A 21,352-nucleotide genomic window follows, 5' to 3' on the forward strand; every position below is an offset into this window, starting at 1 on the left:
AGAAATGAAAGAAATTCATTATCAAGATATCGTTGAAGAAGTAAAGGAAATGTGTAAGAAGTCTAATACTAATTTGGGAGAGGATGTTTATTCTGCTTTTAGAAAAGCATTAAAAACGGAGCGCTCAGAAACCGGTAAAGAGATTCTTGCACAGTTAATCGAAAATGCTGATATTGCTAAAGCTGAACAAGTACCAATGTGCCAAGATACAGGTACAGCAGTCTTTATTGTTGAAGTAGGTCAAAGCTGCCATATCGTAGGGGGAAGCTTGGTAGATGCGATCAATGAAGGGGTTGCGAAGGGGTACGGGGAAGGTTATTTGAGAAATTCTATAATTTATCACCCATTAAATCGGAAAAATACGGGGAATAATACACCGGCTGTCGTTCATATTGAACTCGTAGAAGGTGAACATCTTACGATTCATATGACTGCCAAAGGAGGAGGGGCGGAGAATATGAGTGATTTAAAAATGTTAAAACCCTCTGACGGCATGGAAGGAGTAAAGAAGTATATTTTATCCATTGTTAAAGAAGCTGGTCCGAATGCATGTCCACCGCTAGTGGTAGGGGTTGGTATTGGCGGGAACTTTGAACGTTGTGCGTATCTTGCTAAAAAATCACTATTTCGACCATTAGGAATTCGCCATACCGATCCTGAAATTGCTGAGTTAGAGGAAGAGCTAATAATTGAAATTAATCGTTTGGGTATTGGTCCACAAGGGATGGGTGGAAGTACAACGGCGTTGGATGTGAAGATAGAAGTTGAGTCTTGTCATATTTCTGCGTTGCCCGTTGCTATAAACCTTAATTGCCATGCCAGCCGTCATCAAACTATTACTGTGAATTGAGGAGAGTAATGTGCCAAAAGAAATCAGACTTCCATTAAATGATGATGAATTAATTTCTTTAAAAGCAGGAGATCGAATTTTACTGTCTGGGATTGTTTACACTGCCAGAGATGCGGCCCATAAAAGAATGGTCGAACAAGAAAAAGAAGGAATTCCTTTTCCAATTGATCTTGCGGGACAGGTTCTTTATTATGTAGGCCCAACACCGGCAAAGCCTGGCGAGGCTATTGGGTCAGCTGGACCTACAACTAGTGGTCGAATGGATCTATACACTCCAAGGCTTCTTGAAAAAGGGTTGAAAGGCATGATTGGAAAGGGTTACCGAAGCGAAGAAGTGAAACGCTCAATAGTAACACATAAGGCAGTTTATTTTGGTGCAGTTGGAGGAGCTGCTGCATTAATCTCACGTTCAATCAAATCCGCTGAAGTAGTTGCATATGAAGATTTAGGAACAGAAGCAATTCGCAAATTAACAATTGAAAAGTTTCCAGTATTCGTCATCAATGACATACATGGCGGGGACATTTACCAAGAAGGGGTCGCGAAATATAAGTTGTAACTTTAAGGGAAAAGCTTTCAATGACAATTTGAAAGAAGGTATAAGGATTGGAAACAAAAAAAGCTCCTTATAAAAGTAACGAATGGGAGTTCTGGAGAATTGTTATAGGGTTGCTCTTAGCCTCTTTTATGATTTTCGGGAATCTCTACATTGTTCAACCATTACTACCTATATTTTCAAGAGAATTTCAAATATCACCAGCATATTCAAGTCTAGCATTTACTCTTACGACGCTTTCGTTAGTAATTGGATTGTTAATATTCGGATTCTTCTCCGATCGCATAGGTCGAGTGAACATTATGCGTTGGACTTTATTACTTTCAATCCTGTCTTTATTTTTCATACCACTAGTTGACTCTTTTGAGTGGTTACTTGTCTGGAGAGTATTCACGGGATTTATGCTAGCAGGTTTACCAGCGGCAGCGATTGCTTATATTAACGAAGAAATTGATATGAAGTCCCGTGCTTTAGTCGTGTCGCTATATATTTCGAGTAATGCGTTTGGAGGAATGGCGGGTCGTTATGTTGGTGGGTATTTTGCGGAAAACTTTGATTGGCAACTAGGATTTTATTCTTTTGCCAGTGCAGGTCTAGTGATAAGTGTTATTGTCATCAAATTGCTTCCAAGATCAAACTTTTTCAAGTTTAATAAAGGAACATTTATTCAAGACTTTGGTGGCATGACTATTCACTTAAAAGAACCACTACTTCTTTATGCGTTTATCTTTGGGATGACAATCCAATTAGGATTTTCAGGCATTTGGACGTATATCCCGTTCCACCTAGAAAAAGACCCATATAACTTATCGATCCAATTTATTTCTTTTCTGTACTTTACTTATTTGTTTGGGGTAGTAGGATCTTTATTTTCCTCAAGATTATCAATAAAATTCGGATTAATTAGGACCATATGTACTGGACTTATTATTATGATAGTAGGAAATCTCCTAACTTTATTCATGCATACTTCTTTCATCATTACGGGATTATCATTAATCTGTTTTGGTTTTTTTATAGCTCATGCTATGGCATCCAACTGGGTCGGGATAACTGCTCAACATCATCGGAGTGGAGCCACAAGCTTATACTTAGTCAGTTATTACACAGGAGCATCTATCGGTGGAACAGCTATTGGTTTTGTTTGGTCCAGTTTTGGTTGGTTGGGCGTCAGTTTAACTTGTGCAATTTTACCTGCAATAGCGGGAATATTATTTTTAAAAATTATTGTAAGTAGTAGGGAAAGTAAAGAGGTCAGAGAGCTAAGCATGAAAGGAGAATAACACCGATGAGGGTAGGGATAATAGGTCTAGGTAATATGGGTGGAAGAATGGCGAAGAGGCTATTAGAGCAAGATGTAGAGGTAGGAGTCTTTGATATCAATAAAGACTTTATTCAAACAGCGGTAAAATTAGGGGCTGAGGAAGCAGAAAGCCCTGCGGATTTAGCATTAAAGTATGAGTATGTTATAACAGTCTTACCCAATGTATATATCGTCAAAGAAACATTACTAGGTCCAGAAGGGCTATTGAAGACTTTTCGTCCGGAAAATTTATTAATTGAAATGACTACTTCTATTCCTTCAGTAACAAAGGAATTAAGCAATATTTTGAAGAATAAAGGCCTCAGAATGATAGATGCTCCTGTCAGTGGAGGAGTAAAAAAAGCTGAAGATGGATTACTATCCATAATGGTCGGTGGAGAAGTTGCTGATTTTGAAGAAGTTAAACCGCTTTTAAGTTGCATAGGACAAAATCTTTTTCATGTTGGAGATGCGGGAGCCGGACATACAATAAAAGCATTAAATAATATGATTTCCGCAACCACTTAGCAGCAACAGGCGAAGCATTGGCACTAGGAGTTAAACTTGGACTAGATTCTAGTAAAATGTTAAATGTAATTAATTCGAGTACAGGAAAAAGTTTTTCAAGTGATTTTAAATTTCCAAATCAAGTATTAACAAGGAAATTTGAGGTTGGATTTACACTCGATTTAATGGTAAAAGATTTAAAAATTGCTATGAATATGGCAGAAGAAGAAAAAGTACCAATGTTTATATCAAGTGCTTCTTTTCAATTATGGAAGCATGCTTGGTCTCAAGGCAGAGGTAGTGAGGACCATACAGCTATTGTGAAATATATAGAAGAAATGTTCGATGTTGAAATAAAAGGATAAAGGGTACTGTTATTAATTCTCACACATACATCAATGTTTTTTTCGAGTAGAAAAGAATTAAGGGAGTGCAGAATGGAGAAATTCAAATTATCTGAGCAAGACAGAGCAACCTTACAATTTAAGGTAACTACTAAATTACGGGAATTGATATTAAAAGGTGAATTTAAAATGGGTGATCGCTTAATGCAAGAAGAATGGGCACAGAAACTAGGCGTAAGTAGAATGCCTCTTCGGGAAGCATTGCGACAGCTTGAAGTAGAAGGACTTGTTCGTATTGAACCAAGAAGAGGTGCAGTGGTAACCCCCGTGTCAACGGAAGATATAGAAGAAATCTATCAGCTACGAGCAATTTTAGAAGGAGAAGCAGTAGCAATCTCACTGCCTTTTTTAGATGAAGAAGATATTGAAGAGTTAGAAATATTATATGACAAAATGGTTGGCTTAAAAACTAATGAAACAGACATGGAAACATACATGAAGTTAAATTTCCAATTCCATCAGATTTTAATCGACGGTTGTCCTTGGAGAAGAATTAAAGGATTTATTGATACGCTATGGAAAGGAATCCCTCCTTACACACCTAGTTTACTGGCCAATCATCTGGATGAGTCTCATAATGAGCATCGTCTTATGTTGAAATATGTAAAAGAAAAAGATGAAATAAAGCTAAAAGAAGTAACAACAAGACATATTATCAGAACTAAAGAAAATTTAATTAATATCATTCAAAACCGCTAAAATTCCACTATAAGATAAAAGTAGATTGAAGGGAGAATTTTTTATGAAACAGTTAGATATATCGGTAATTCCAGGAGATGGAATTGGAAAAGAAGTAGTTCCGGAAGCACTCCGTGTTTTGGATACAATAGCAAAACTCCACGGAGGGTTAAAATTCAATTATACACATTATCCGTGGAGTTCTGAATATTACATTGAGCATGGTGAAATGATGCCAAAAAATGGGCTGGAACAACTCAGTCAAAGTGATGCAATCTTTTTAGGAGCTGTTGGAGATCCTTCTCTAGTAGCAGATCATATTTCTTTGTCGGGTCTCTTATTGAATATACGAAGAGGATTTGAACAAGTTGTCAATGTAAGACCTGCAAAACAATTAAAAGGGATAGTATCTCCATTAACAAATCCACAAAACTTCGATATTATGATTGTTCGCGAAAATAGCGAGGGCGAATATAGCAATAGCGGAGGAAGAGTTCATAATGGGATGGATGAAATAGTGATTCAGAATGCTGTTTTCACAAAAAAAGGCGTATCCCGCGTTATGGAATATGCTTTTGACTTAGCAAGTAAAAGAAGCGGCCGTTTAACAAGTGCTACAAAATCAAATGGAATTGGACATTCAATGCCTTTTTGGGATGAAGTGTTTGTAGAAATATCTCAAAACAACACGAACATTCAAACCAATAGCGTTCATATTGATGCATTATCTGCCTTTTTCATAACAAGACCTCAAACTATCGATGTTGTCGTGGCGAGTAATCTATTTGGAGATATATTAAGCGATATAGGGGCAGCTATTATGGGGAGTATCGGTATTGCACCTGCTGGGAATATAAACTTAAATGGCAAATATCCGTCAATGTTTGAACCGGTTCACGGCTCAGCCCCGGATATATATGGACAAGGAATAGCAAATCCAATTGGGCAAATTTGGACAGCAAAAATGATGTTAGACCATTTTGGGGAAATGGAAATGGGGACAATCGTATTAAATGCGATTGAAAGTACAATGCAGTCTGGTATCAAAACTCCTGATATTGGAGGACATTCAAATACCACAGAAGTAACCGATGCAATTATCGCTAAAATTGAAGAACAAAGCTAGTTTACACCAATATTAATAATGAAAAAGGTAATTAGATTAAATTTAAAGTAGCGGGATTGACAGTGAGCTAGCATGAAAATTTATTCTATGAATAATCTGAAAGCTAAAACAAGTTTTCTGTCTTTTTCCGTATACAATAAAAATATTGTCTAGTAGTATTAGAATTAAATTGTATCCAATATCCGATGTAAAGTAAGTGAGGGATAAGAAATGAGTAGACGATCATATTTATTTGTTCCCGGAACTGAACAATCCATCATTAAGAAAGCTATTTATTCAGAAGCGGATTACGTCATTATAGATTTAGAAGATGCTGTTGCTTTTTCAGAAAAAGATAATGCAAGAGAAACTGTCAGAGAAGCTTTAAAAAGTTTTAGTAGTGAAAAAAATATAATTATAAGAATAAATGACCCTGCTACACCATTCTGGGAATTAGATCTTATATGTGCAATAACATATGGAGCTAAGGGTGTTATGGTGCCGAAATCTGAAAGTGAGAAGGGCATCAGGCAGGTTTGTGATAAAGCACGTCAATTTTTGACAGAATCTCAGAAAGACTTCGAAATCATTCCACTAATTGAATCGGCGAAAGGGGTCCAGTTTGCTTATTTAGTTGCGTCGGCAGATGACATGATTTCAAGATTAGCTTTTGGATCAATAGATTTCTCTCTTGATATTGATTGTGAGCTTACACCGGGTGGAACGGAACTGTTATTTGCGCGTTCACAAATCGTGATTGCTTCAAAAGCAGCGGGAATTGGACCACCAATAGACACAGTGTATCCAAACTTGGACAATGATAAGGGTTTGGAAAATGAAACGAAAATTGCCAAGCAGCTAGGCTATAAAGGGAAGTTGATTCTTCATCCTAAGCAGATACAAACCGTTCACAAAGTGTTTTCCTTTTCAGAAAAAGAAATCAACATGGCAAAAGAAATTGTAAAGGCGTTTGAAGTAGCTGAGAAAAATGGAGTAGCTTCCATTACAGTTAATAGTCAACTAGTTGATTATCCTGTCTATAAAAAGGCAAAGAACATATTATTGATAAAATATTAGAGTGCCAGAATAGTAATGATTAGGGTGTATTTAAAATGTATTTTAATAAAATTGATGAGGTGCGTATTGATGAAAATAACTAAAGTTGAAGTTAAAACAGTACCGATTAGCAGTCCGATAAGAAATGCCTATATTGATTTTAGTAAAATGACGGCATCCGCAATTGCCATTACAACAGATGTTGTCAGGGACGGCAAACCAGTTGTTGGATACGGGTTTAATTCGAATGGTAGATACGCTCCGACGGCATTATTGAACGAACGATTTATCCCAAGATTACTCGAAGCAGATCCAAAAGATATAGTAACAGACGATGGATTAAATCTAGATCCGCATAAAATACATACCATTATCATGTCTAACGAGAAACCAGGGGGCCATGGTGAACGGACAGTTGCAGTGGGTGTTATTGATATGGCTATCTGGGATGCAGTAGCAAAAATAGAAGGAAAACCATTGTATCAACTGCTTGCTGATCGCTATGGAAATGGTCAAGTGGATGAAAAAGTTTATATTTATGCAGCAGGTGGCTACTATTTCCCTAACAAGGGATTGAAAGAATTACAAGATGAAATGAAGGGCTATTTAGACTTAGGTTATAGAGATGTGAAAATAAAAGTAGGCGGTGCCTCATTAAATGAGGATTTACAACGCATTGAGGCAGTCCTGGATATTCTCCCTCAAGGAAGCGGATTAATGGTCGATGCAAATGGCCGGTTCGACTTAGAATATGCAATAGAATTTGGAGAGAAAATAAAAGATTATGAACTTATTTGGTATGAAGAAGCAGGAGATCCGCTTGATTATCATCTACAATCTGAGCTCTCTAAACGTTATCCTCATGCAATTGCCACTGGCGAAAATATATTTTCTCTACAAGATGCAACGAACTTAATCCGCTATGCAGGCATGAATCCAGAAAAAGACTTCCTACAATTTGATTGTGCACTTAGTTATGGATTAGTGGAGTACTTAAAAATTCTCGAAATGTTAAAAGAACATGGATGGTCTTCGAGACGCTGTATTCCTCATGGAGGACACCAAATGTCACTGAACATTGCAGCGGGTCTTGCACTTCATGGAAATGAATCATACCCGGGTGTATTTGAACCATTCGGAGGGTTCGCTGATAACTATGCTGTTGAAAATGGCTATGTAAAGCTTCCAGACGTTCCAGGTATTGGTTTTGAGGCAAAGTCGGATTTGTACAAATTACTATTAACCATTGGTAAATAACAAATGGGCTACCGGTATTTCCAATCCTTTTCATAGAAACTAAAAGTTAGTATCACATAGGGGGGGTTGAAAGATGGAGTTCAATATGGAGATTGCTACCGAATATGACAAAGGAGTAAGGCGGACACTTCCCACATATGATCCAATGCTCCGGCTCTCACAAACATTCCTGCGTAGCAATCTAATAGGAAATGCTTCACTTCTTATTGTAGGAGGTGGGGGAGGAAACGATCTAAAAGTGTTTGGCCCTTCAAATCCAGATTGGAATTTCACTGTTGTGGACCCATCAAAAGCGATGCTTGAGGTGGCTGGGGTGAAGGCGACGCAGATGGGAATGAATAGTCGAGTGGAACTGATTAATGGAACAATCCTAGACGTACCAGCAGAATATACCTTCGACGGAGCAACGTGTATACTGGTTCTTCATATCATTCCCAATATAGGAGAAAAGCTAGCGCTTCTAAAGAAAGTCAGATTACAACTGAAGCCAGGTGCACCGTTTATACTCGTCAGTAAGTTCGGAGATCCAAGTGATCCAGAATTTAAGGAACTTGTCTCCCTATGGAAAAATTATTGGCTCGACACGACTAGTTTGTCAGAAACAAAAGTTGAAGAACTGATGAAAGGTACGCTTACAGAGTCATCGATTTCAGAAGAAAAAATACGGGAATTGTTAGGTGAGGCTGGTTTTCATAGAATTGCAAACTTTTTCAAGACAAATCATTTTAGTGGTTGGATTTGTCATGCTCTTTAAATTTGATATGTTAGATGATGGAAGAAGGATTAGTAGATTCGATCGATTTAGTTCTCTTTCTCCCTTCGAGCACTGTTCAGCGAAGAGACACTATATTCTCTCGGTATTATAAACGAACGGTAAGTTGTATAACAGGAAAGGTTGAAAAACGATGCAGAAATTTTCTAGTGTGGATTTAAACGCGTTAGCGTCTATTGCGTTTGCGATTCTCGCTTTCTTAGCTATGTTTATCTGGTTGCCAGATACATTTTCTTATTCTGCCAAACTTATGACTAGCATTATAACGCTAGGAATAATTTTATGGTCTTTTGAACCAATTCCCTTAGGACTTACAGCTCTAATTATACTATTATTAATGCTTTTGTTTAATATTGCTGAGGTATCCATCATCTTTAGTGGATTTGCTTCTCCCGCTACATACTTGATTGTTGGTGGCATGATGCTTGCGACAGCAGTAAACCAAACTTCGCTCATTAAGAGGATGACGTACAAAATCTTGTTGAGATGGGGGGGGCATGCAAAGGGGTTATTAGGTAGCATTATTATCATTCAACAAATTCAAGCTTTCTTTATTCCCTCAACAGCTGTTCGTTCGGCATTAATGTTACCTGTTTCCACCATGATTATTGAAACGGTTGACGCTAAGCCCGGAAGTAATTTAAGGAAAATGATTATGTTGGGTGTAGCTTTTGGGGGGATAATCAGTGGTACGGCAGTCATGACTGCTGCAATAGGTAATATTTTAACAGTGGAACTACTTAATCGTTTTGCAGGAATTAAAATCACGTATTTTCAATGGTTTTTCTATACTTTTCCATTATGGCTCATCTTAATTCCATCTATATGGATTCTCCTATTGAAGGTATTTCCGTTGCCAAAAGATCAACAGTACTTCCCTATGATTAGAGATGAAATGAAAATTAGAATAAAGGAACTAGGTCCAGTGAACAAGCAAGAGATTCGCTGCTTAATTATTTTGTTTTTCATTGTAGGTTTATGGTTAAGTGAACCACTTCATGGAATGCATCCAAGTATTCCTGCTTTAATAGGGGTAGTACTAATGACATTACCCATAATCGGTATTGCTCCTTGGGAAACAGTTGTAAAAATAAATTATAATACGGTCTTATTATTAAGTGTAACTCTGTCTATGGGATACACGTTTGTAGATTCCGGAGCAGCACATACAATCAGTGAATATTTAAGTGTAGACTGGTTCATGTCTCTTATTCAAAGTCCATTTATAGCTGTAATCGTGGTTATTTTGATTGCGCAGATATTCCATAAAATGATATCAAATGTTTCAACAGCAGTTGTCGTATTAGTTCCAATACTTATAAGTGTCTCGCAAAATGCTGGAATAGATCCATTAGTTATTGGGTTTACAACTGGATTGACCTCTCTCTTTGGATTTATTTTAATTGTCGAATCAATGCCAAATTTATTAGCTCATAGTACTGGAATGATAAAACAGAAAGACTTTCTAAAACCTGGATTATATGCAACCATCATATCAATCATTGCAACAATCATTGTCGCGGCAACATGGTGGAGATGGATTGGTTTGGTTTAATTTAATGATAGGAGGAATATGATGTACCCATTACAAGGAATAACGATCGTATCGTTAGAGCAAGCGGTAGCAGCACCTTTTGCAACTAGGCAACTGGCAGATTTAGGAGCACGAGTAATCAAAGTTGAAAGGCCAGGTTCCGGAGATTTTGCTCGAAACTATGATGATACAGTTAAAGGGATGGCAAGTCATTTTGTATGGCTAAATCGTTCTAAAGAATCAATTACTCTTGATTTAAAACAAGATGAAGCTAAATTAATTTTAGATAAACTGATATCTAAAGCAGATGTATTTATTCAAAACTTGGCACCAGGTGCTGTTGATCGCCTAGGTTTTAGTGCAGCAGAGTTAAAACAAAAATATCCCCAGTTAATTATTTGTGGGATATCAGGGTATGGCTCTTTTGGTCCTTACACGAATAAAAAAGCATACGATTTGCTCATCCAATGTGAGGCCGGTTTAGTCTCCGTAACTGGAACAGAAGATACGCCCTCTAAATCAGGTATTTCTATTGCAGATATTGCTGCTGGGATGTATACCTATACAGGCATTTTAACTGCAATTATCGCTCGCTATAAAAGTGGCAAGGGAGCGATTATAGAGGTTTCTATGTTGGAGGCATTGGCAGAATGGATGGGATATCCTCTTTATTATTCTGGATATGGTGAATCAGAACCGAAACGAACAGGTGCCAGTCATGCAACGATTTATCCATACGGTCCATTTTTGGCAAAGGATCAAAAGTTTGTTTTTATGGGTATTCAAAATGAACGGGAATGGGTTCGTTTTTGTGAAGATGTACTCGAAGATGATGAGCTCGCTGTGGATGTTCGATTTAACACTAACTCCAACCGTGTATGTAACAAAGATTTTTTAAAAACCATTATCGAAAATGTTTTTCAAAAAAAGGATTCAAATCAGATTATTGATCTTCTAGAAGGAGCGAAAATTGCGAACGCGCGTCTTAACACAGTAAATGAATTAATCAATCATCCTCAACTAAAAGCACGGGATCGCTGGAGAGAAGTGGATTCTCCAGTCGGAAAGCTCCAAGCATTGATTCCGCCTGTTACGTTTGATGAAGTAGAGTCTGTTATGAATCCTATTCCTGCTGTAGGAGAACATACAGAAGCTATTTTAAAAGAATTTGGGTTCCGTTAAATCATTTAATGAGCAATTACACAAAAAGGGGCTGTCACAAAAGTTATTTAAAATGACTTTTATGATTAGCCCTCTTTGGTTATTAAAATAGCTTTGTTAAACAAATTACTAGATTTAGTAGGCTGTTTTATTCTTGAGGTTATGCTGCAGGAAGTTTGTACTTTCTTAAAGGAACGGGCCTATTTTGTAAAGAGTTTCTTATTAGCTGGCTTTTTATCATCAGATTATAGGGGTTTCTAACTTATTTCAATGAAAAAAAAGATTTACCAAGCTGACAACTTTAATAGGGACGTTTGTTTCAGTAAGTATACACATTTTTATTGGAATATAATGGTCATTATCTACTGAGTGAGCGAAAAGTAATCTTGAGTGAGCGGAAAACTGTACTGGGTGAGTGAAAAGTAGTATTGAGTGAGCGGAAAACTGTTCTAGGTAAGCGAAAATCTGATCTGAGTGAGCGAAAAGTTCTAAGTGAATGAAAAGTAGAAACTTGCTGCAAATTTTCTCATCTTAAAAAGGAGTTACTCGTACTGAGTAACTCCTTTTTAAGACTTATTAGATAGCCCCTTCTCGTGTGAAAGTAGCCATTCTTTTCGCCACGTTCCCCATGCAAAACCAGCTATTTCACCATTTTTTCCTACTACTCGATGACATGGAATAACTAAGGCTAATTTATTCTTTCCAATTGCAGTCCCAACTGCACGGAAAGCTTTTTCTCGTTGAATCTTTTGAGAAATTTGAGAATATGTACTTGTTTCCCCATAAGGGATTTGTGTTAACTCATCCCACACTTGAAGTTGAAAAGGAGTACCTTTTATTAGTGGGAGCGTAAAGTTTGTTAAATGTCCCTTAAAATATGCATCAATTTCTTGTGTAAAATGTTTGACGATATTATTTTCAACACTTGGTTGTTTTTCTTCAACAAACAGCACGGAAAGAAGTGTTAGATTCGAAGCTTTTACTTCAATAATTCCGATAGCTGAATCAATATAACCTGTAAACATAAGCAACCCCCTTGATTCATTATAAAAGACTATTGAGATATTTGCTTTTCAATTATTGTCTTTCAATTTTGGGACAATTGAACTGTGATACTATTAGAAAAAAGGAGGCACTTGTTAATGAAAGAAATTGAATGGATCGCCGTTTCAAACAATGATGAAACCTTTGATGATCAATTCTTTTATGGCGTGTCGACAACACTTGTGTTCTGTCGACCTTCTTGTCATTCTAAAAAACCTTTACGTAAGCATGTGTCAATTTTCCTTACACTAGCTGAAGCAGTTGATGCGGGATACCGCCCTTGTAAGCGTTGTCGCCCGGAAGACTTGGTATATATTGATCCAGGCTCACATCTTGTTAAACAAACCATTAAAATAATTGAAGTACATTTTGCAGAACCACTGAAACTGAAATTATTGGCTGAACAATTATTCGTTTCGCCAACCTATTTACAGAAAGTCTTTACGAAAGAAATGAAAGTATCACCAACACGATATTTGGTGACAACGAGAATGTCTAAAGCGAAACATTTACTTCAAACTACTGACTTACTTATAATCAACATTGCTCAATTGGTCGGTTATCACAATGCTGCCCATTTTTCTACGGCTTTTCATCAACATGTCGGGCTTTCCCCGACACAATATCGAACCAAGGTTCAGTAAAGGATGTAGATTTTATGCGTGTTTACGTAGCACTAATTTCCCTAAGTCTTATTTGGGGTTTATCTTTTGTATTTATTTCAATTCTTAGTGAGTCAGCAGGAGTATGGGGAACCGTTTTTATTCGTTGCATAGCAGGTGCATTGTTACTGGGTCCATACTTATGGTTTAAGCGTAAAGATATTATCAAGCCTATTCCTTGGAAACCATTAATGGTAGTTGGAGTAATAAACGCTGGTTTGCCGTGGGGATTAATAGCATTAAGTCAAACTCAAATTGACAGTAGTTTAGCAGCAGTCCTTAATGCATTTACTCCTATATTTACAGGCATAATGGGACTTGTATTTTTCGGTGCTATATTGTTAAAGCAACAATGGGTAGGAATAGCTATTGGTTTTGTTGGAATATTAATTATCATGGACTTTGATGTATCGCTATTGTTTGGAGAAAGTTTTATTGGAATTGGTACGATGATTTTAGCTACTGTTTGTTATGGCTTTTCTTCTCATTATGCTCGAAGACATTTAAGAGATGCAGGTATCGTTTTTGTGACAACCTGTACATTGGTTGTCGGAGCAACATTCGGAGGATTAATGATGCTATTCACCAATCCAAGTCAATTACAAACACTTGCACAAAATCTAAATGGCGAAATCTTGTTCGCTGTTATTGGACTTGGATTTTTCGGTTCAGGTATTGCTCATTTATTGTTCTTTTACTTAATGAAAGAGCGAAGTCCAGAATTTGCTACTTCTGTAACTTATTTAATTCCTATATCCGCTATTTTCTGGGGATACTTTTTACTTCAGGAACCTATTTCGATACAAATGATCATCGGGTTACTTGTCATATTGTGTGGCGTCTATTTAACTACTCGTCCAAAACTAACTTTCACAATGAAATTTTTCTCAATAGGAAAGAAACTATGAAACTCTTCTGGACAAAGTCTGATTTCTGTTATTAGTAGCATACTCACAAAAGATTTGACATATATAGAGATGATGAGAAAAAAGTGTATGTTTCAGTTATATAAACGCATACTATTCAACTATTAATTGATTTGCTTTACTCTATAGTCTATTAGGGGGAGAAAATTTGAGGTTCAAAAAGTATATGGTCTTTATTTTAATCGCTGTTCTCGCTTTTTTGCCTTTTATTAATGATAATAATCAACAAAAAGTGGTTGCAAACGAAGATTATGCCAAGTTAGGAAATAGCATTAACTTAATACTTCAAAATGAACGTATTAAAGGTGCAACTACCGGTGTAAGTATAAGGAAAGCAACTACTGGAGAAATCGTTTATGATCACTTAGGTGACACAAGGTTACATCCTGCATCTAACATTAAACTACTTACAGCAGCGGCTGCCTTGGAAATTCTCGGTGAAGAATATCGTTTTACTACTGAAGTGTTAAGTGATAGCAGTGTAGTAGGAGGAGTGTTGCAAGGGAATTTATACTTGAAAGGAAAAGGAGACCCAACACTTTTAAAGAAAGATTTTGATGTGTTTGCACAAGATCTTGTGTCTAAAGGAATCAAGAAAGTGAACGGGAATTTAATTGGAGACGACACATGGTACGATAATGTTCGATTATCAAAGGATATCAACTGGACGGACGAATCGTACTACTATGCTGCGCAGGTTTCAGCACTTACCGCATCGCCAAATGCAGATTATGATGCCGGTTCAGTAATTGTTGAAGCACATGCGAATTCAAGAGTAGGGGAACCCGCAACAATTAAAGTGTTGCCAGCAACTGATGTTGTGAAAATAGATAATCGATCTAAGACGGTTGCAGCTGGTGGAACAAAGACCATCACAATCGAACGAGACCATGGAACAAATAACATTGTAATTGAAGGGACAGTGCCGGTTGGCGGTACCGTCACTCGTGAGTGGATCGCCGTGTGGGAGCCTTCCTATTATGCACTTGACTTATTCGAAAAATCATTAATAGAACATGGCATTGATCTTGGAGATACATCAAAAGTGCTTATGGGTAAAACGCCAAATGAAGCTCAATTGCTAACATCAAAAAGTTCGATGACCCTCAAAGAATTATCTATCCCATTTATGAAATTAAGTAACAATGGCCATGCAGAAGTATTGGCAAAAGAAATGGGTAAAGTAGTATATGGCGAAGGTAGCTGGGCAAAGGGACTTCAGGTGATTGAAGAACATTCGGATAGACTGGGTTTGAATATGTCTACGATAATGATTCGAGATGCTTCCGGGATGTCACATATTAATTTAATTCCTGCAAATGAATTAACAAATCTCCTAGTTTCTGTGCAAAAAGAATCTTGGTATAACACTTTTTTAGCATCGCTCCCAGTCGCAGGTATAAGTGAACGTTTTGTAGGGGGAACTTTGCGGCACCGAATGAAAGCCGAGCCAACTGTCGGCAACGTCAAAGCGAAAACAGGTTCATTAACAGCAGTTTCTGCTTTATCAGGCTATGCCACTACAAAAGACGGGGAGTTACTTGTATTCTCAGTAATCATTAACAATGATTTAGCGGCTGTAACGCCAATTGAGGATCAAATAGCTACAGCAATTGCATCCTATAGCAAATAAAAATAATGACTAGCTTCCCTTATCAAAATGTGGGAAGCTAGTTTTAGGTAGAAAAAGGAAGCAAGGTAGGGGATCAAGTGTTAACGGCTAAACAACTAGTAGATATAGAAAAACTCCAAAAAGAGTGTGAAGCACATGATAAATTTCAGCTAAAGTTAAACTGGGAAATGTTACGTAACCGCGGGACAGATCAATTTGATTTTTTACTATATGAAAAGGAAGAGTTAATCGCATTTATTGGCATATATGAATTTGGCTCAACTGCTGAAGTGTGTGGCATGGTGAAGCCAAACGAACGTAGAAAAGGTTATTTCACTGAGTTGTTTAATAAAGCGAAATTGAGTATGGCAAATCATAGTTTTAAAAGAATTCTACTTAATGCTCCTGCAACTTCTGATGCAGCAAAAGGATTTTTAGCAACCCAAGGAGCATCTTACAAAAACTCAGAGCATCAAATGCATTGGTAGCCACAAGAACTTGAAGAATCAGATGGATTGAGTTTGAGAAATGCTCACAAAGACGATATTGACATAAGAGTTCGACTAGACGTTGAAGGGTTTGGTGTGTCTGAAGAAGATGCTAGAGATATGGAAAGTCGTATTGACAGTGATGAAGACACCGATATGCTTATGATTATAGTGAATGATGAAGTAGTTGGTAAAATTAGAATTAAGCGAGAAAAGGGTCAAGCATGGATATATGGTTTTTCCATTCTACCCGAATTTCAAGGTAGAGGTATAGGTCGAAAAGTACTTCGTAAAGTCGTCAAAGGACAAAGTGAATTAGGCCATTCTGTACATTTAGAAGTGGAAACCAAAAATGAACATGCATTAAAGCTGTATTATTCTGTTGGGTTTAAAATAGTCCATGCTCAAGATTATTATACGTATGATTTAACAAATGTGAGATAACTGCATAAAACCTTGTGAATGAACCCCAGGAGAAAAATGATTTTTAAAAAGACTTTTTGTTGAGACAAGACAAGAACTATTTAGTGGGCTATTTTTATTGTTATTGAGTCATCCTTTTAAAGTCCTCATTGAGGGTGGATTGTAATATGTAAATAGATCTTGATATCAACCGCTAAGATATTCCATAAGAAAGCAAGACGACCCGAAGTAACATTTACTTCGGGTCGTCTTTATATTTGGAGATAAGAAAGAATTACAGTCTAATTAGAGGTTCGATAGCAAAGAATAGTGGGAATTACTTTACAATTTTTCTTAAACTAATTACAATAAAAAAACGAAAGTACCAGTTGAACGGTTCTTTCGTTTTAACCTTAAAAGGATTCAAGGATATTGGGTTTTTTGTCTTTTTTCAAAACTAAGACTTTGCTTGATGGATCGTAGGAATCACCATAGAAATGCTTATCTTTAAATGTATGAATGTTTTCATATGTCCACTTCATGGCCTCATAAATTTCCTCTTCACTTTGATCGCTCGGTGACCAGTAAAGTATTTCCAAAACTGTGTTTTCGCCTGTTGCTAAAGAGCGACGAGTATATCCAATTCGTAAGGCATGTTTAAAATCTTCACGGAAGTAGAACTTAAGACGTTTTTCAGTATCAGTGTCATCATAATCTACAGGTTCGACTTCAAGCAAGATGGCTTTGTTCTTTTCTTTTAATTTATCTAATAGTTTGCGACCTAGTCCTTCTCCTCGAGCTTCCTTTGATACAAATAAATAATCTACAAATACAAAGTTTTCAAATTCAACATACATCAACACATGTTTGGGACCTTCATCTTTTATATAAACTTTTGACTTTTCAGCAAGTAATGTCTCCATATGTTCTTTGGATTTCATTTCTTCGATTGGAAAATATTGATTTAGTTTTTCATACCAATTCATGTATCTGTCTCCTATCAAAATCGTATTTTGCCCGGAGTTTTTGTTTTGTATGTTTATAGAGGAAAAACAGGCGAGAAAAAAGCCTCGGTATTATATTTACCCGTAATTTTAAAATGTAAACATGAAACATTAAATATTTTACAAAAAGATATGTAAAAATCTGGATAAATAAATTTATTTTCAAGGTTTATACCTATAAATCTCTTACCAAATTTATATTTTTTGAATAATGATGATCACTTAAGGTTAAATTAAGAGAAGAAGAACTACGTTTATTAAGACATTTTTATGAAAAAGACTCTCTTAATCAATCATTTATAGTTTTGAAAAATATAGATCAACTATAAATCAAGGAAGTGAAAAAAATGACAAAAAAACTTTGGTTTCAAATAGGGATAGGGATATCTCTGGCCTTAATTATTATAAGATTGTTTATTGAAGTGAAAGATATTTTTTCACCATTAGTAGTAATAGGACAAACTATTTTTTTACCTTTGCTATTGGGGGGTGTTCTATTCTACTTAACGAAGCCAGCGCTTAAATTTTTTGAGTCAAAAAAAGTACCAAAGTGGACAAGCATATTAGCTATTTTTATTGTTCTTGGATTAATTGTATGGTTATTCACGGCAATGATTAGCCCAATGATTACAAAACAGATTAATGCTCTTGCCCAAGATGCACCTGAACTCATGCAAGGTTTTGAAGATATGGTAGACTTCATAGTTGATCAGAAAAAGCATTTACCACTGTTTGTTGAACAACCGATTGATAACCTAACTTCAAGAGTAAATGACATGGCGCAAGGGTTTGGTACCTGGATGATTGGAATTATCCAAAGTTTCTTACGAGGTGTATTTCTATTGGTATTGGTACCATTTTTCCTTCTCTATTTATTAAAAGACCATGAAAAATTTGCGCCATTTGTAGCAAGTTTCTTTAGAGGGGAACGTAAAACATGGATTCGAAAAACATTGGTAGACATTGATATTACATTGAGGTCTTATATTCAAGGGCAACTTATTGTAAGTTTCGCTGTTGGAGTAATGTTGCTTATTGGGTATTTAATTATTGGACTTGAGTATGCATTGCTGCTCGCTACTTTTGGATTAATGATGAATGTTATTCCTTTTATAGGTCCATTCATTTCAGTCATACCTGCACTAATAATTGGGTTCATTCAAGAGCCGGAAAAGGCCATATACGTGGCAATTATCATGCTCGTTGCGCAGCAAATTGAGAGTAATTTAATTTCACCAAATGTTATGGGAAAAGTCCTTGATATTCACCCTTTAACAATCATTACTATTATTTTAGCAGCAGGAAATATTGCAGGTTTTTGGGGGATCATTTTAGCGGTACCTACTTATGCTGTAATTAAAGTAATCATGAAAAATGTGTATGCGAGAGGTTCAGAAATTAAAGAAGCAGCAAATGCCACCGTAGAAGAAGAGTAACTCTATTTAATATATGTCACTTCTACTAAAAAAGTGAAAAATCCGGTCTCTCTATTATGAGAGACCGGATTTTTCATTTATAGCGTTCTTCACTTGTAGAAGTATCTTTCGAGTGACGTTTATCTTTTTCATCTTTAACTTTTTGGTTTAATTCTTCTACAGGGATAGGGTCAACTGTTTTCATGTCTTCATGCATATCGAAAAGGCTCTCTTTTTCTGTTTTGACTAGGTCAGGATTGTCTAAAGCAGGACCTTTTTCATTTTTTCGATGAACCTTCTCATCTGAATCTAAAGGTTTCTTTTTCATATCAATCCATCCTCTCGGTAACTTAGTGCTTCACCATATTTACTAACATGTGAGATAAAGCATGCTGCTGGTCTTTGTCACCAGACTTCCATAACTCTTGTAACAATTTCTCTTCGCTGTTTCTTGGATCTTCATTTTTAGCTAAATAATTTGCAACCATTTCAGCAGTTTTTGCTAATTTCTCTTCACCAAGACCTAATTTTTCACCCATAGAAACTTTATCGCCTAAATAAGATTTAAAAGTAGAAAAATTTGATAAAACTTCTTCTCTCATATCTGGGGTAATCTCTCTTAATTCTTCTTGAACTTTACCTTGAATGTTATCCATGTTATAAACACTCTCCTTTTTATATTCTTACTATAGGTTTATCCTATTCATAAGAATTTAAACGTATTTAAAACCTAAATGGGTATTTAATACTAATCGAGTGGACAAAATCCGCATTTGAGTAATCCAGGAACGTCTTTAGAAAAACAACAAGTCGTACGAACTGGAGTGTTCAATAATTGAGCTGGTTCAAGCCCTTTTAAATAGGTGTTGAATAAAGACTGTGAAGCTATTCCTTTCCAAGTCTCATTTGATTTTAAGATTTCCAAATCAATACGGGATTGTTTAGCAGTTGATGGGTTTTCTAACAAAACTCCATAATGCCACAATAAGAAACCAAATACGTTTTCCCATAATGTCATGGGAGAGACAGAAGAATGCTTACGGATTTCGACAAGTAAAGAATGAGTTTGTTTTAAGATTTTATGAATGATAGTTGCTCGAACTTCACATTCAACATCGATATAGTGGTTTTTATCAATATACATACTTATTCCTTTATTGCCATACTCCACATTTGCACCAAACATTAAGTCGTCAAGTTCACCCATCCATATTTCATCGTAAGTGGCTAACAGTAAAAACTGAGTTGAAGCAAACATGCCATATCTCCGCATTAGATAAGAAGCGGCAACTGTTTTGTTTTCAATGCCCGTAATAGCTTGGACAACTCCCAAGAAGTCGATGTCTTTTAGTTGATTTAATGTAAAAAGAGGATGAGCAGGTGGTGTTGTATATGTGCTATACATATTTAGTTGTCGGATTTGATCGTTCGTTAAAGTAGTCATGTTCTTAGTATACAAAAGTTTGTAGTTTTTGAAATGTAATTTGGGTAACTTTATCGAAACGAAATCTAAGGAATAGATAGAAAATAATAAGGAATTTAAAAATGCTATCAAAAGGTTGGAAATATAAAACAAGTGAAGATGATATTCCAGAAGGATATATGATCGAAGTTTTAATAGTGAATTTATAAAACAAAACACTTCTAGCGCTTAAAGTAACCCAATGATGATAAGGATAAGCTAAGCAAAGATTTTAAACTATACCATAACCTGCAAGGAGCTCTGGAAAATATTCTAATGGTTTTTCGCATCGATTTTTTTAAAAAAATTTGCGACATGCAGTAATATATATGCTATTTGGAATTATACGTAAATAATATAACTTTTTATATGTTTAGGGGATATACGAATGGAGAAAGAAAATAATCGTGATAATAAGAAAGAAAATTTTATTTCAAGCATCTTTGCAGAAATTAGGGATTCAATATTATTTGATGTTGCTTGGAGGAGTATACTTTTTATTCCGAGAATAATTATGAGTATTTTTAAAAATTGGAACTAATAGTGAATATACATTATTGTGGTGAAAATTAGTAAAAGATATATTGAATTATGTACATAAGGTTGATGTAGGACATTAAAGATTAAAAGTATATACGTTGTTAACAGAAAGGCTTTGAACGTTAGCCTTTCATCAACCAGCGCAAGAGTTGGGCTAGAATACGCTTCGCGCTTTTCTTAAAGATAGTTTATTAAATTCCATTAATTTTAGTCAATTTCATAACTCCTAAACACGATAATAAACATGAACATCTAATTGTTATCCGTTTTTTTAAAATATAGAAAGTATACAAAATTACTGTGCCATGAACCTAGTGTTCATGGTGTTTTTAGTATATAGAGACTAACATGCTAAAACGGTATTTCTTTGATGTGACTCTCGTAATTCGATTAATAAGAAGTCGTGATTTACTTTTTTAGAAATGCAAGTTTCCTCTCAGTCAAAGTGAATTTTGTTCAGGATATATTCTTGGTTAGTAATATTTGGGTTGTACACAAAAATCATCCTATAGGTTTGGGTACTTTCTTTTCTTTTTACAAGATAGAACGGATGTTTATATTTATTTTTAAAAATATATTGTTATCACTGTTGATTTTTTAAAGGAGAATGATTG

The 21,352-nt window shown here is 35.9% G+C and carries 24 protein-coding genes; 19 read left to right on the forward strand and 5 right to left on the reverse strand.

Features of this window, described 5'->3' with window-relative positions:
- Positions 1-4 precede the first annotated feature (4 nt).
- The 12 genes from B371_RS0117895 (at position 5) to B371_RS0117950 (ending at position 11,204) form a co-directional block, all read left to right on the forward strand.
- Positions 5-850 carry a fumarate hydratase gene (locus B371_RS0117895; protein ID WP_019415690.1) on the forward strand — a complete coding sequence of 282 codons (846 nt, stop codon included), beginning with the start codon at positions 5-7 and terminating at the stop codon, positions 848-850.
- A gap of 10 nt (positions 851-860) precedes the next feature.
- Positions 861-1,409 (forward strand): Fe-S-containing hydro-lyase, encoded by a 549-nt coding sequence (locus tag B371_RS0117900; protein ID WP_019415691.1) that lies wholly within the window; start codon positions 861-863, stop codon positions 1,407-1,409.
- A gap of 47 nt (positions 1,410-1,456) precedes the next feature.
- Positions 1,457-2,689, forward strand: a complete 1,233-nt coding sequence (locus tag B371_RS22065) for an MFS transporter (RefSeq protein ID WP_019415692.1) — start codon at positions 1,457-1,459, stop codon at positions 2,687-2,689.
- Positions 2,690-2,694: 5 nt separating this feature from the next.
- Positions 2,695-3,237: an NAD(P)-dependent oxidoreductase gene (locus B371_RS0117910; protein ID WP_019415693.1), complete on the forward strand. Its 543-nt coding sequence runs from the start codon at positions 2,695-2,697 to the stop codon at positions 3,235-3,237.
- Between the two features lie 17 nt (positions 3,238-3,254).
- Positions 3,255-3,581, forward strand: coding sequence for an NAD-binding protein (locus B371_RS0117915; protein WP_019415694.1), 327 nt, complete (start codon positions 3,255-3,257; stop codon positions 3,579-3,581).
- A 72-nt stretch (positions 3,582-3,653) separates the two neighbouring features.
- Entirely contained in the window at positions 3,654-4,319 is a 666-nt protein-coding gene (locus B371_RS0117920) for a GntR family transcriptional regulator (protein ID WP_019415695.1), read from the forward strand.
- Between the two features lie 43 nt (positions 4,320-4,362).
- Entirely contained in the window at positions 4,363-5,424 is a 1,062-nt protein-coding gene (locus tag B371_RS0117925) for a tartrate dehydrogenase (RefSeq protein ID WP_019415696.1), read from the forward strand.
- A gap of 210 nt (positions 5,425-5,634) precedes the next feature.
- The gene (locus B371_RS0117930; protein WP_019415697.1) at positions 5,635-6,480 is read left to right on the forward strand and encodes a CoA ester lyase; all 846 of its coding nucleotides are present in this window, start codon (positions 5,635-5,637) and stop codon (positions 6,478-6,480) included.
- Between the two features lie 69 nt (positions 6,481-6,549).
- Positions 6,550-7,716: a mandelate racemase/muconate lactonizing enzyme family protein gene (locus tag B371_RS0117935; RefSeq protein ID WP_019415698.1), complete on the forward strand. Its 1,167-nt coding sequence runs from the start codon at positions 6,550-6,552 to the stop codon at positions 7,714-7,716.
- A gap of 73 nt (positions 7,717-7,789) precedes the next feature.
- The gene (locus B371_RS0117940; protein WP_019415699.1) at positions 7,790-8,470 is read left to right on the forward strand and encodes a class I SAM-dependent methyltransferase; all 681 of its coding nucleotides are present in this window, start codon (positions 7,790-7,792) and stop codon (positions 8,468-8,470) included.
- 151 nt (positions 8,471-8,621) lie between these two features.
- Positions 8,622-10,043 (forward strand): DASS family sodium-coupled anion symporter, encoded by a 1,422-nt coding sequence (locus B371_RS0117945; RefSeq protein WP_019415700.1) that lies wholly within the window; start codon positions 8,622-8,624, stop codon positions 10,041-10,043.
- A 21-nt stretch (positions 10,044-10,064) separates the two neighbouring features.
- Entirely contained in the window at positions 10,065-11,204 is a 1,140-nt protein-coding gene (locus B371_RS0117950) for a CaiB/BaiF CoA-transferase family protein (RefSeq protein ID WP_019415701.1), read from the forward strand.
- 545 nt (positions 11,205-11,749) lie between these two features.
- On the opposite strand, the gene B371_RS0117955 is transcribed toward B371_RS0117950, so the two are convergent.
- Positions 11,750-12,208 (reverse strand): methylated-DNA--[protein]-cysteine S-methyltransferase, encoded by a 459-nt coding sequence (locus tag B371_RS0117955; RefSeq protein WP_019415702.1) that lies wholly within the window; start codon positions 12,206-12,208, stop codon positions 11,750-11,752.
- Between the two features lie 117 nt (positions 12,209-12,325).
- Here B371_RS0117955 and B371_RS0117960 point away from each other — a divergent pair, with 117 nt between their 5' ends.
- The 5 genes from B371_RS0117960 (at position 12,326) to B371_RS24175 (ending at position 16,359) form a co-directional block, all read left to right on the forward strand.
- Positions 12,326-12,871, forward strand: coding sequence for a bifunctional transcriptional activator/DNA repair enzyme AdaA (locus B371_RS0117960; RefSeq protein ID WP_019415703.1), 546 nt, complete (start codon positions 12,326-12,328; stop codon positions 12,869-12,871).
- A gap of 14 nt (positions 12,872-12,885) precedes the next feature.
- The gene (locus B371_RS0117965) at positions 12,886-13,797 is read left to right on the forward strand and encodes a DMT family transporter (protein ID WP_019415704.1); all 912 of its coding nucleotides are present in this window, start codon (positions 12,886-12,888) and stop codon (positions 13,795-13,797) included.
- A gap of 166 nt (positions 13,798-13,963) precedes the next feature.
- Positions 13,964-15,448: a D-alanyl-D-alanine carboxypeptidase/D-alanyl-D-alanine-endopeptidase gene (gene dacB / locus B371_RS0117970; RefSeq protein ID WP_019415705.1), complete on the forward strand. Its 1,485-nt coding sequence runs from the start codon at positions 13,964-13,966 to the stop codon at positions 15,446-15,448.
- A gap of 77 nt (positions 15,449-15,525) precedes the next feature.
- A complete protein-coding gene (locus B371_RS24170; protein ID WP_019415706.1) occupies positions 15,526-15,915 on the forward strand; it encodes a GNAT family N-acetyltransferase in 390 nt (129 codons plus the stop codon).
- A 33-nt stretch (positions 15,916-15,948) separates the two neighbouring features.
- Positions 15,949-16,359 carry a GNAT family N-acetyltransferase gene (locus B371_RS24175; RefSeq protein ID WP_019415707.1) on the forward strand — a complete coding sequence of 137 codons (411 nt, stop codon included), beginning with the start codon at positions 15,949-15,951 and terminating at the stop codon, positions 16,357-16,359.
- Between the two features lie 371 nt (positions 16,360-16,730).
- Here the strand turns inward: B371_RS24175 and B371_RS0117980 are convergent, their stop codons facing one another.
- Positions 16,731-17,303: a GNAT family N-acetyltransferase gene (locus B371_RS0117980; RefSeq protein ID WP_019415708.1), complete on the reverse strand. Its 573-nt coding sequence runs from the start codon at positions 17,301-17,303 to the stop codon at positions 16,731-16,733.
- A gap of 365 nt (positions 17,304-17,668) precedes the next feature.
- On the opposite strand from B371_RS0117980, the gene B371_RS0117985 reads away from it, so the two are divergent.
- Positions 17,669-18,757 (forward strand): AI-2E family transporter, encoded by a 1,089-nt coding sequence (locus B371_RS0117985; protein WP_019415709.1) that lies wholly within the window; start codon positions 17,669-17,671, stop codon positions 18,755-18,757.
- A 73-nt stretch (positions 18,758-18,830) separates the two neighbouring features.
- Here the strand turns inward: B371_RS0117985 and B371_RS0117990 are convergent, their stop codons facing one another.
- The 3 genes from B371_RS0117990 to B371_RS0118000 all read right to left on the reverse strand — a co-directional run bounded on the left by B371_RS0117990 (position 18,831) and on the right by B371_RS0118000 (position 20,180).
- Entirely contained in the window at positions 18,831-19,064 is a 234-nt protein-coding gene (locus B371_RS0117990) for a hypothetical protein (RefSeq protein WP_019415710.1), read from the reverse strand.
- A 22-nt stretch (positions 19,065-19,086) separates the two neighbouring features.
- Positions 19,087-19,392, reverse strand: coding sequence for a DUF3243 domain-containing protein (locus B371_RS0117995; RefSeq protein ID WP_019415711.1), 306 nt, complete (start codon positions 19,390-19,392; stop codon positions 19,087-19,089).
- 92 nt (positions 19,393-19,484) lie between these two features.
- Complete coding sequence (locus tag B371_RS0118000) at positions 19,485-20,180, reverse strand: hypothetical protein (protein ID WP_026023121.1); 696 nt, start codon at positions 20,178-20,180, stop codon at positions 19,485-19,487.
- A 406-nt stretch (positions 20,181-20,586) separates the two neighbouring features.
- Between B371_RS0118000 and B371_RS23625 the strand changes: the two genes are divergently transcribed.
- On the forward strand, positions 20,587-20,739 hold the full coding sequence (locus B371_RS23625) for a hypothetical protein (protein WP_019415713.1): 153 nt from the start codon (positions 20,587-20,589) through the stop codon (positions 20,737-20,739).
- Positions 20,740-21,352 lie beyond the last annotated feature (613 nt).

The organism is Paenisporosarcina sp. TG20 (assembly GCF_000286315.1).
Lineage (GTDB): Bacteria > Bacillota > Bacilli > Bacillales_A > Planococcaceae > Paenisporosarcina.